The organism is uncultured Flavobacterium sp. (assembly GCF_963974175.1).
Classification (GTDB): domain Bacteria; phylum Bacteroidota; class Bacteroidia; order Flavobacteriales; family Flavobacteriaceae; genus Flavobacterium.
Window position 1 is genome coordinate 78,469 of sequence record NZ_CAXBBR010000003.1, and the last position, 11,389, is coordinate 89,857.

At 33.4% G+C, this 11,389-nt stretch carries 10 protein-coding genes; 2 read left to right on the forward strand and 8 right to left on the reverse strand.

Annotated features, from left to right (window positions below):
- Positions 1–19: 19 nt before the first annotated feature.
- The 4 genes from AAC069_RS05635 to AAC069_RS05650 all read right to left on the reverse strand — a co-directional run bounded on the left by AAC069_RS05635 (position 20) and on the right by AAC069_RS05650 (position 4,685).
- Positions 20–1,357 carry a (Fe-S)-binding protein gene (locus AAC069_RS05635; RefSeq protein ID WP_339919507.1) on the reverse strand — a complete coding sequence of 446 codons (1,338 nt, stop codon included), beginning with the start codon at positions 1,355–1,357 and terminating at the stop codon, positions 20–22.
- Between the two features lie 5 nt (positions 1,358–1,362).
- The gene (locus AAC069_RS05640) at positions 1,363–2,328 is read right to left on the reverse strand and encodes an MlaD family protein (RefSeq protein WP_339919508.1); all 966 of its coding nucleotides are present in this window, start codon (positions 2,326–2,328) and stop codon (positions 1,363–1,365) included.
- Between the two features lie 48 nt (positions 2,329–2,376).
- Positions 2,377–3,552: an N-acetylmuramoyl-L-alanine amidase gene (locus AAC069_RS05645; RefSeq protein WP_339919509.1), complete on the reverse strand. Its 1,176-nt coding sequence runs from the start codon at positions 3,550–3,552 to the stop codon at positions 2,377–2,379.
- 74 nt (positions 3,553–3,626) lie between these two features.
- Entirely contained in the window at positions 3,627–4,685 is a 1,059-nt protein-coding gene (locus AAC069_RS05650) for an N-acetylmuramoyl-L-alanine amidase (RefSeq protein ID WP_339919510.1), read from the reverse strand.
- 79 nt (positions 4,686–4,764) lie between these two features.
- Here AAC069_RS05650 and AAC069_RS05655 point away from each other — a divergent pair, with 79 nt between their 5' ends.
- Complete coding sequence (locus AAC069_RS05655) at positions 4,765–7,512, forward strand: putative LPS assembly protein LptD (protein ID WP_339919511.1); 2,748 nt, start codon at positions 4,765–4,767, stop codon at positions 7,510–7,512.
- A gap of 65 nt (positions 7,513–7,577) precedes the next feature.
- Positions 7,578–7,958, forward strand: coding sequence for a RidA family protein (locus tag AAC069_RS05660; protein ID WP_091086453.1), 381 nt, complete (start codon positions 7,578–7,580; stop codon positions 7,956–7,958).
- Here the strand turns inward: AAC069_RS05660 and AAC069_RS05665 are convergent.
- From AAC069_RS05665 to pfkA, 4 genes are all read right to left on the reverse strand, one after another.
- Complete coding sequence (locus tag AAC069_RS05665) at positions 7,939–8,313, reverse strand: methylglyoxal synthase (protein ID WP_091086457.1); 375 nt, start codon at positions 8,311–8,313, stop codon at positions 7,939–7,941. The genes AAC069_RS05660 and AAC069_RS05665 overlap by 20 nt on opposite strands.
- A gap of 5 nt (positions 8,314–8,318) precedes the next feature.
- Positions 8,319–9,170: an N-acetylglucosamine kinase gene (locus AAC069_RS05670; protein WP_339919512.1), complete on the reverse strand. Its 852-nt coding sequence runs from the start codon at positions 9,168–9,170 to the stop codon at positions 8,319–8,321.
- A 129-nt stretch (positions 9,171–9,299) separates the two neighbouring features.
- Entirely contained in the window at positions 9,300–10,304 is a 1,005-nt protein-coding gene (gene gap / locus AAC069_RS05675) for a type I glyceraldehyde-3-phosphate dehydrogenase (protein ID WP_339919513.1), read from the reverse strand.
- Between the two features lie 78 nt (positions 10,305–10,382).
- Entirely contained in the window at positions 10,383–11,369 is a 987-nt protein-coding gene (gene pfkA, locus AAC069_RS05680) for a 6-phosphofructokinase (protein ID WP_091086467.1), read from the reverse strand.
- Positions 11,370–11,389: the final 20 nt, after the last annotated feature.

Genomic DNA, 11,389 nt, shown 5'->3' on the forward strand with positions numbered 1-11,389 from the left:
CCCACTAAATTTTACAAAATTAATTTTCGTTTTTCCAATTCAATCTGTCCTGCTGATTGTATTGCCATGGTGCTCCATTATTTTCAATATTGGTCATCATCGCATTTAACGGCATTGGTGCAGCACTTTGTTCCATAACTAGGTAACGTCGCATATCCATAATGATAGATAACGGACTAATATTTACCGGGCATTCTTCAACACATGCATTACATGAAGTACAAGCCCAAAGTTCCTCTGGAGTAATATAGTCATTAAGTAATGTTTTGTTATCTGGAATAAAAATACCTTTATTGGCATCAATATTTTTCCCTACCTCTTCCATTCTATCTCTGGTATCCATCATAATCTTGCGAGGAGACAGCTTTTTACCTGTTATATTTGCAGGACAAGAAGAAGTACATCGACCACACTCAGTACAGGTGTATGCATTTAACAACTGAACCCAATTTAAATCCTGAATATCACTAGCACCAAACTTAGCAGGAATCTCACCCTCTGCAGGAGGCGGCGCAGCAGCAAACGGATCAGCATTAGGATCCATCATCATTTTAACTTCTTTAGTTACTGCTTCTAAATTATCAAACTGTCCTTGTGGATTTAAATCTGCAAAATACGTGTTTGGAAACGCCAATAAGATGTGTAGGTGTTTTGAAAAATATAAATAGTTCATGAAAATTAAAATCCCTATAATATGCAACCACCAAGATGCCTCAAAAATTAGCATCACTAACTCATTTGACATCCCGTTAAATAACGGTTCGATAAATTGGCTAATAGGAAAAGAACCTGCAACTATAAAATGAGAAAAGCCTCCAGGTACATTTTGCAAATGTAAATCAGTTGCGTTCATTAATAGGAACAAGGTCATCAACACTACTTCAAAATAAAGAATATAATTAGCATCGTTTTTCGGGAAGCCTGTTAGATCTTTATTGATGAATCGTTTTAATTTTATAACATTTCTTCTAATCCAGAAAACACTAACCGCAATCAATACTAAAACTGCCAATATTTCAAATGATGCGATTAACACATCGTATGTAAGACCTAAAAAAGCAAAAACTCGGTGTGTACCAAATAAACCGTCAATAATAATTTCCAATAATTCAATATTGATAATTACAAAACCTAAATACACCACAATATGAAGTGCTCCAGCTACGGGTCTTTTTACCATTTTTGACTGCCCTAATGCAATCATAGCCATGTTTTTCCAGCGGGCACTAGGATTATCTTTTCTATCGATATCTATACCAAGATTGATGTTTCTTCGTATTTTTTTTATGTTAGCAAAAAAATAACCAAACCCGATAATTAATAATAGGGCAAATAAAATATTGTCTAAATAGCTCATAATTGCTAGTTTTTTTCTTTTGAAATAGTGTCAGTTTCAGGTGCTTTATACGGTTTGTTTTTCTTACCAAAAAGAGAAACATTTACATATCGTGTTGGATAAAGTCTCACATCTTGCAGCAAGAGCTCTAATTCTTTTGAAGTTTTGGATAAGTTGTTATACAATGCATCATCATTCAACAATTTACCCATTGTCCCATTTCCAGATTCTAATCCTTTCATAATACCATCTACTTTCGCCAATGTTTTATTTAGATTTCTCACTGTTTTTCCTAAATCAGCTTTATTTAAAGAATCTGAAATTTTAGAAAAGTCACCTGATATCTTATTGAAATTAGTTACAACTCCTTTTATCTGTGTTTTATTTTCATCAAGTATAGTATTCATACTCAAGGACGCTTTATGAAACTGCTCCATTGTCTTGCTTAATTCAGCTAAACTCCTTCTCAAGTCTTCTTGCGCTTTCTTATCTAATACATTATTGACTCCTGTGATTAGTACATCAGCATTAGCCATAATCTTATCCAGTTTTTCTTGAAGTGGAACTAGTTTATCCCCTACTTTATCAGTAAGACCCAATCTAATTTCCCCTTTTAGGTTTTCACCACTTAATGCAATCGACTTGTCTTTAAAGTTAGGCTCTATAGCAATTTGCTTTCCGCCAATAAAACCAGGCTCATAAATTGCAGCGATACTTGACCTTGAAATAGGAAAATCAGATTTAATTTGCAGCTCTACTAACAAATTACCTGTATTTTCATTGATCGTAATTTTAGCTACTCTACCTATTTCCAATCCATTTAGTGTAACGGCTGCCGAGGAAGTCAATCCCTCCACTGTTTCGTATTCGACATATAATATTTTGTAGCTATTTAATAAGTCTCTCCCTTTTAAGAAGCTGTACCCCCAAATAAATAATAATATCGATGCAATTACTAAAACTGCAGTTTTAATTTCTCTTGTTAATTTCAAAATGTAAGTATTTTGTACAAATTTAATATAAAATAACTGAACTTCTTATTATTTAATCGCTTCTTGGATGCTTATCTTCTTTCCGTTTTTAAAAGCAATCACAAAAGCAGAGTTATATCCTCTTGCCTTAGCTTCCTCTAAAAGATTCTTAGATTCATCATAATCAGCAGTTTCACCGTACATATACTTATAGACATTGTTCTCATAGTCCATCGATATATTTTTCAAACCTTTGAAATTTCTAGGTTGTAAATCCATCTTTCTTCCACTTGCAGAAATTTGAACTTTGAAGAGTACTTGAGAACTATCTTGTTTAGCAGTTACTTTCCGATTGTCTACTGATTCTGTAATCGTTTTTGTTCTAACTGGAGTTGCACTAACAGTAGCACTGTCAGTATTCCTTTGTGAAGGTCTAGCTTCAGAAGTTTCTGCACCACCAGTTCCGTAATATTCGTTTTTATAACTAATTATTGCATTCGCAATAGCGCCGGCAATTTCATTTTGTCCGTCCTCTGAGTCTAATCTATTTCCTTCAGCATAGTTAGATATAAAACCCATCTCAACTAAAACTCTTGGCATGTATGCCTTATGTAGAACCATAAAAGGGGCTTGTTTAACACCTCCACCACGGATCCTCTTTCCTAAACGTTCAAATTCATTTTCGATTTTACTGGCTAATGAAATGCTATTATCCAGATATTCTTCCTGCATCAAAGTCATTCCGATCATTGTTTCTGGAGAATTAGGATCAAAACCTTCGTATTTTCTTTTGTAATCTTTCTCTAATGTAATTACCGAGTTCTCTTTTTTAGCCGCCTCAAGATTTGAAGCAATTTTATTCATACCCATTACGTAGGTTTCTGTACCATCTGCAGCAGTATTTCTATTGGCATTACAGTGAATAGAAACAAATATATTTGCATCTGCTCTATTCGCAATATTGGCTCTTTCAACTAAGTCAACAAAAATATCCGTCTTTTTTGTATAGATAACATCCACTTTAGAATTTGCCTCAAGCAATTTACCTACTTTAAGTACAACTGCTAAAGCAATATTTTTTTCGACATGTCCATTATACACAGCGCCAAAATCATGTCCACCGTGACCTGCATCAAGGGTAACTTTAAAGTTAGCATTTTGACCAAAAGAAATGCTACTAATCAAAAAGGAAAGAAATAATAATACCTTTAAAGCATTACCATTATTACTATTTATCAATTTCAAAATTTATTTATTTTTTTTACAAATTTAATTATTCTTTTTACCAACATCAAAACTATTATGATAAGACTTTAATCTTAATTACTGCTAACCACAAATGCGTCTGGGTACCCAACCATTTGAGCTTCAACTTGCATTTTATTGGCCTGCTCAAGACTAGATGTTTCTCCATACATGTATCGATACAGTTCATTATCAAATGTACTTGTTATATTACTTAATCCTTTGAAATTACTAGCTAATAAAGGTATGTTTTTAGAGCTTGCCAAAAGCTGCACTTTATAAGTAATAGTATTACTTGTGGACCTATTAGTACTTAAAGTAGAATTATTACCATTTTCAACTGCTCTATCTACAATCGGTCCCGTTCCAAAATATTTCTTTTTATATTCTACTATTGCATTTGCTATTTGAAATGCCATTTGGTCTTGTCCATCATCTGAATTTAAAAACTCACCTTCTTCTATATTTGATAAAAAACCTAGTTCAATTAATACACTAGGCATATAAACAGCATCTAATACCCACAGCGGCTGTTGCTTAATCCCTCTAGAGTTTCTTTTCAAATTATTTGTGAAATTATCCTGAATCTCAGTAGCTAATATGATACTGTTGTTTAAATTTTCTTCTTGTAGCATGGTCAATCCAATTAAGGATTCTGGCTTATTAGGATCAAATCCCTGATAGGTGTCTTTAAAATTATCCTCTAATAAAATCACAGAATTTTCTTTTTTGGCAACCTCTAAATTTAAATCACTTCGAGACAAACCCATTACAAAAGTTTCTGTCCCATAGGGCTGAAAACTTTTTACTGAATTACAATGAATAGAAATAAACAAATTAGCATTCGCTTTATTCGCAATTTTAGGCCTATTAGCTAACTCGATAAAAACATCAGTAGTTCTAGTATAAATAACTTTAAAATCAGCTATTCTTTCCAAAAAACGACCGACTTTAAGAGTAGTTTTAAGCGCAATGTCTTTTTCAGTATAACCATGATACGAATTTCCCGGATCTTTACCGCCATGACCAGCATCAAGTATTATTGTGAAATTTTGATCATTCTGAGAAAACACATCCGTATTGTTAAACATTATAAAAATAGCTATCAACAAACTATAATAATTGAATTTCATATGTTAAAGTTAATTTTATTAGAACTCTAGTACTTAATTTTTTTATTTGATTATTTTTGCCAAATAATAATCTGTAAGTTTGACACTTCAAAAAACAGGCCATAATTTTACAAAATTAGCATTTAAACCTTTGCAGACAAACTTATTTAATATCGTTTTAGTATCATTTTTCCTAACAATGGGATGTGCCAATTTATATTCTCAGGATATATCAAAAAAAACGACCGCTATAACTCCTAAAAAGCAGGTAGACACTTCTTCGTTAGCCATTAATAAGGACAAATCATCTATTTCGGCCCTAAAAAAAGAAACGGATACTCTTCCTAAAAAAGATACTATTAAACCTAAAAAAGCCTTTCTTGATGGCAAGGTAAAATATAAGGCTGACCAATATGCCAAGATAGATCAAAAGAAAAAACTAATCACTTTATACGACAAAGCGGAACTTTATTATCAAGATGTTGAATTAAAGGCCGGAATCATCGTTATGGATTACGAAAAAAATGAAGTTTACGCCGGAAGAATAAAAGACTCGACAGGAAAATATACTCAATATCCCAATTTTAAGCAAGGAACAAATGAGGTACAACCGGACTCTATTCGCTTTAATTTTAAAACAAAGAAAGCATTAATCTGGAATTCAAGATCGGAACAGGGAGAATTTAGAATCAAAGCTGCTATAACTAAAAAAGAAAATGATTCTGTTTACTTTTTAAAAGGCGCACGATTCACTACATCAACCAACGTTGATAATCCTGAATATTATTTCCAAACTAATAAAGTAAAATTTATCCCTGGAAAAAAGGTAATTACAGGTTTAACAAATTTAGTTATTGCCGATGTTCCCACACCGATAGCACTACCCTTTGCTTATTTTCCTCTTAGTAAAGAGACTAATATATCCGGTATCATATTACCTAGTTACAACGACTCAAATACTAGAGGTTTTTCATTGCAAAATGGAGGATACTATTTTGCTTTAAGCGATAATTACGACTTAACCATATTAGGAGATTACTATACAAATGGTAGTTATGGATTGCGTTTTGAATCCTCTTATGCAAAACGATATGCTTTTAGAGGTAATCTGAATTTTAGATATGAGAACTTAATCACCAGCGAACGAGGCTATCCTGATTATGCCAAACAAAAAATTTATAATATTCAATGGTCGCATGCTAGAGATTCAAAAGCGAACCCAAATTCCAGTTTTTCGGCATCCGTAAATCTTGGAAGCAGTAAGTATTTTCAGCAATCGATAAATCAAGCTAATATTGGATCTAATCTTAACAACACCTTAAGCTCCTCGATTTCCTATTCAAAAACATTCGAAACAGTACCACAGGTAAGAATGTCTTTATCTGCAACCCATTCACAAAATACGCAAACTGAAGTAATTAACATGACCTTGCCTACACTTCAACTTAGTGTGGATCGAATCTATCCTTTCGTGGGAAAAGATGGTCTTAAAAAAGGTTTTTTCAAAAACATCAACCTTCAATATAATTTAAATGGTCGAAATACGATCACAACTACCGATTCACTTTTTTTTAAACCACAAATGTTTAAAGATGCACAGTTAGGAGTACAACACAGCATTCCTCTAAGCACTAATTTCAAATTGTTTAAATATTTTAGTGCTTCTACCTCTCTAAATTATGAAGAAGTGTGGTATGCAAAAACAATTGAAAGAAGCTATGATGCCGACCAAAGTGCAGTTGTCGATAAAACTGTAAGCGGTTTTGACGCCTTTAGAACGTATTCCTTTTCATCAAGCGTTGGTACCACTATTTATGGTACTTTTAATTTTGGCGAAGACAAAAAAATAAAATCAATCCGACATGTCATGAGACCTTCTGTTTCTTACGGTTATGCACCAAGTTTTGAAAAATACTATGACACATATGCTTCTGACGCTACTGGAACAATCACAAAGCAATATTCACGTTTTGAGGGCGGAATCTTCGGTGCTCCGGGACTAACCAATTCTAATACTCTTGGGTTTGATTTAAGCAACACATTTGAAGCGAAAATAACTGACAAAGACAGCACTAAAGTAGAAGCAAAAAAAGTAATGCTGTTAAACAATTTAAATTTATCGACAAGTTACAATCTTGATGCGGACGGAGTAACAGCACTCGCTTGGTCGCCGGTTAGGGTCAGTGGAGGAACGCAATTATTTGCTAATAAAATGAACGTCAACTTTGGCGCTACCTTAGATCCTTATGCCATCGATAATTCAGGGACCAGAATCGCTACTTTTAATATTAATAATGGAGGAAGTTTATTTAGAATGACAAGTGCTAATATGACTTTAAATTATTCTATTTCCAGTGGTAAAAATGATAAAAAAGATAAAAATTCTCAAAGCGAAAGAAACGGCGGTCGAGAAGATGACCTTTTTGGAAAAAACACTATTGTAAATAACGGTTCTAAAAGTCAATTTGACGGTAGCGAAGAACAAGGGACAGACAAAATTTCGGGATTTTTCAAGTCAAAATTACCTTGGGACATGACCTTTGCTTATTCATTGACGTATGGTAATACCAATCGAGAAAACGAAATCATTGGCAACTCAATTATGATTTCAGCCAATGCTGATTTGACACCTAAATGGAAACTAGGAGTTTCAACTGGATATGATTTTGTACAAAATGGAGTTACTTATACTCAACTTAGATTTGAAAGAGATTTACTTAGCTGGAGAATGGACTTCAACTGGACACCTTTTGGAACAAATGCTAACTGGGGATTCTTTATTGGAATAAAATCAGGGGTACTGAGTGACATCAAGTGGGACAAACGAAGTACAAATACATCGCGTTAATACAATTAAGTCTAATCAATTGATTTCAGCCGTATTTACTCATTAAAAAACTAAAAAACATTTATATGAAAAAGATAATTTTTACTGATAAAGCTCCAGCACCTATAGGACCTTATAATCAAGCAGTACTTAAAGGAGATACACTTTATGCTTCTGGTCAAATCGCTATAAACCCCGCAACAGGAGAGTTAGTATTAGACACGATCGAAGCAGAAACTAAGCAAGTAATGCAAAATATGAAAGCAGTACTAGATGAGGCTGGAATGACATTTGAAAACATCGTTAAAACGACTATATTCATAATGGACATGAACGACTTCGCAAAAATAAACAGCGTTTACGCTACTTATTTCAATGAAAAAACCGCTCCAGCTCGTGAAACGGTTCAAGTGGCTTGTTTGCCAAAAAATGTAAATGTTGAGATTTCTATGATTGCAATTCTATAGCTTTCAATAATAATTGAGCAGTTGCTTCGTTTGTAGCTATTGGCACATTGTGTACATCGCATACGCGAAGCAACATATTTATATCTACCTCATGAGCATGGCTGGCCAATGGATCTTTGAAAAACAAAACCATTTTGGTTTTGCCCTCTGCCACTCTAGCTGCAATTTGCGCGTCACCTCCCATAGGCCCCGAAAGCATCTTTTTTACTTTAAATCCAGCTTTTTCAGCCTTACCTCCAGTAGTTCCAGTCGCAATAAGTTTTATTTTAATATGTTGTAATATAGCTGTATTTTTATTCAAAAACTGAACCATATCCGCTTTTTTTCCATCATGAGCGATAATAGCAATTTCCATAAAATCTATTTATTTGCGATATGATATGCAATTAAACCATCAATAGGCCTTCTAAGAACATTTCCTAATTGCAAATCATATTTATCAAAGGTTTGTTGTAATTCCTCTTTCAAATAGAATGCAATAGACCCCACAAAATGTACGGGTACCTCTTTGCAATTATCATATTGTTTTATGTAGTTTTTTACGAAAGACTTCATCCCCTTAAAGATAATTTTCTTGCAGAATTCTGTTTCTTTATGTTGAATTAAAAATTTTGCAAAAGTGGCTAAATAAGCATTCGGGTTGTCTTCTTTATACAATTTGCTTTTAATATAATCAGGATCTACATTGTATTCTTTTTCAAATATAGTAGCCAATTCTTTTGGCATTTTATTGAAATAATACTTACGTATTAACTCTTTTCCAAAAACATTACCGCTACAATCATCCATGACAATATAACCTAATGATTGTACTTTTTGATGCAATTCTTTTCCGTCAAAATAACTACAGTTAGAACCTGTTCCTAAAATAGAAACAATTGCTTTTTCACCTCTAGGTGTAGTCGCATAAACTGCAGCGTAAGTATCTTCTTCAACCGATACAATTGCATTAGTAAAATAACTTTGAAAAGCTTGTGATAGATTTAATTTCATTCTATCCGTACCGCAACCTGCCCCATAAAAGAACAAATGTGTAGCTGATTTTTTACTTTGAACAATATCAAAACGGTCATTTAAACGTTCAATAATTTGTTCGTTTTCAAGAATTTCAGGGTTTAATCCCAATGTTTGTGTGGTAAACAACACTTTTCCATCATCGTCTATTGCAATCCAATCTGCTTTTGTAGAACCACTATCAACTAATAATCTCATTTCTTTTGGTTTTTGGTTATCTTCTCTTTCTTCTAAATGTAATAAAGATTTGGTTTAGTCCAATTTATCTTTCAAAATAAAAAAAAATCCCGTTTTAAAAATTAAAAACGGGATTTTATTATAGTAAGATTATTTTAATCCTGTAATATGTACAGATAAATCAATTAGTTTACTAGAGTATCCATATTCATTATCATACCAAGAGATGATTTTGAAGAAAGTAGAGTTCAATCCAATTCCTGCATTAGCATCAACGATTGAAGTTCTAGAATCACCAACAAAATCTTGAGAAACAACTAAATCTTCAGTAAATCCTAACACACCTTTCATTGTAGTTTCAGAAGCTTTTTTCAATACCGCCATGATTTCTTCGTAAGAAGTTTCTTTTGCTACTTTTACCGTTAAATCTACTGCAGAAACATCTGTTGTAGGAACACGGAAAGCCATACCAGTCAATTTTCCATTTAATTCAGGAATTACTTTTCCAACAGCTTTTGCAGCACCTGTCGAAGATGGGATAATGTTACAAGATGCAGCACGTCCACCTCTCCAGTCTTTTCTAGAAGGACCATCAGTTGTCATTTGAGTAGAAGTTGTAGCGTGAACAGTTGTCATTAACGCCTCAACGATTCCAAAATTATCATTGATAACTTTAGCCAATGGAGCTAAACAGTTTGTAGTACAAGAAGCGTTAGAAACGATCAAGTCAGACGCTTTAGCTTCAGTATGATTTACTCCCATTACAAACATTGGAGCATCAGAAGAAGGTGCAGAAATAATAACTTTTTTAGCACCACCTTTGATGTGCTCATTTGCAGTTTCAACTGTGGTAAAGAAACCAGTACACTCAGCAACTACATCTACATCAACTTCATTCCATTTCAAGTCTGCAGGATTTCTTTCTGCAGTAATACGGATGTTTTTTCCGTTTACAAAAAGTTGCCCTTCTTTAACCTCAACAGTTCCATTAAAACGACCGTGAACTGAATCATATTTTAACAAGTAAGCTAAGTGATCTACATCTAATAAATCGTTGATTGCTACTACCTCTACATTATCTCTATTAAAAGATTCTCTAAAAACAATTCTTCCAATTCTTCCAAACCCGTTTATTCCTAATTTTACTTTTGACATCTTAATTAATTTTTTGTTTATTTTACTGTAACTTTCATTTAAAGTCTAATTTCCTCACAATAAACTTCATTTTTTTATTTATGTTGACATAATATCAGAGACTCTAAGTAATTCTCTGTCTATTTCAGTCTTTCCTTTTATGGCTTGTTCCAATGGTGTTAGTACAACAGTATCATTTTGTAATCCAACCATATAATTTGATTTTCCTTCTAATAATGATTCAACTGCTTTCACACCTAATCTACTTGCTAGAACTCGGTCAAAACAAGATGGTGAACCACCACGTTGCATATGACCTAAAACAGAAACCCTAACATCATATTCAGGTAAATTTGCTTCAACGTAATCTTTTAATTCGAATACATTTTTACCAATTTTATCTCCTTCTGCAATTACAACGATACTTGATGATTTTCCTGAAGCTTTACTTTTTTGTAAAGATTCTAATAATCTATCCAATCCTAAATTTTCTTCTGGAATAAGTATTTCTTCTGCTCCAGCTCCGATACCTGCATTCAAAGCGATATGTCCTGCATCTCTTCCCATAACTTCGACAAAAAACAGTCTGTTATGTGAACTTGCAGTATCTCTAATTTTGTCAATTACTTCAACCACAGTATTTAAAGCTGTATCATATCCTAATGTATGACTTGTTCCAAATATGTCGTTATCGATAGTTCCCGGAATACCCATCACTGGAAAGTCAAACTCGGCATTAAAGATCATACCTCCTGTAAAGGTTCCATCTCCTCCGATTACTACTAAAGCATCTATTCCGGCTTTTACAAGATGGTCATGTGCTTTTTTTCTTCCTTCTGGAGTTCTAAATTCAAGAGAACGAGCAGATTTTAAAACTGTTCCTCCTTTATTTACGATGTTATTCACACTTCGAGGTCCCATTTCTTTGAAGTCTCCTTCAATCATTCCCTGATACCCTCTGTAAATTCCTATACATTCTATATTATGGTAAGCACAAGTTCGAACAACTGATCTAATAGCAGCATTCATTCCAGGTGAATCTCCACCCGAAGTAAGAACACCTACTTTTTTTATTGTTTTTGGCATTATTTAAGTATTAAAGCGTA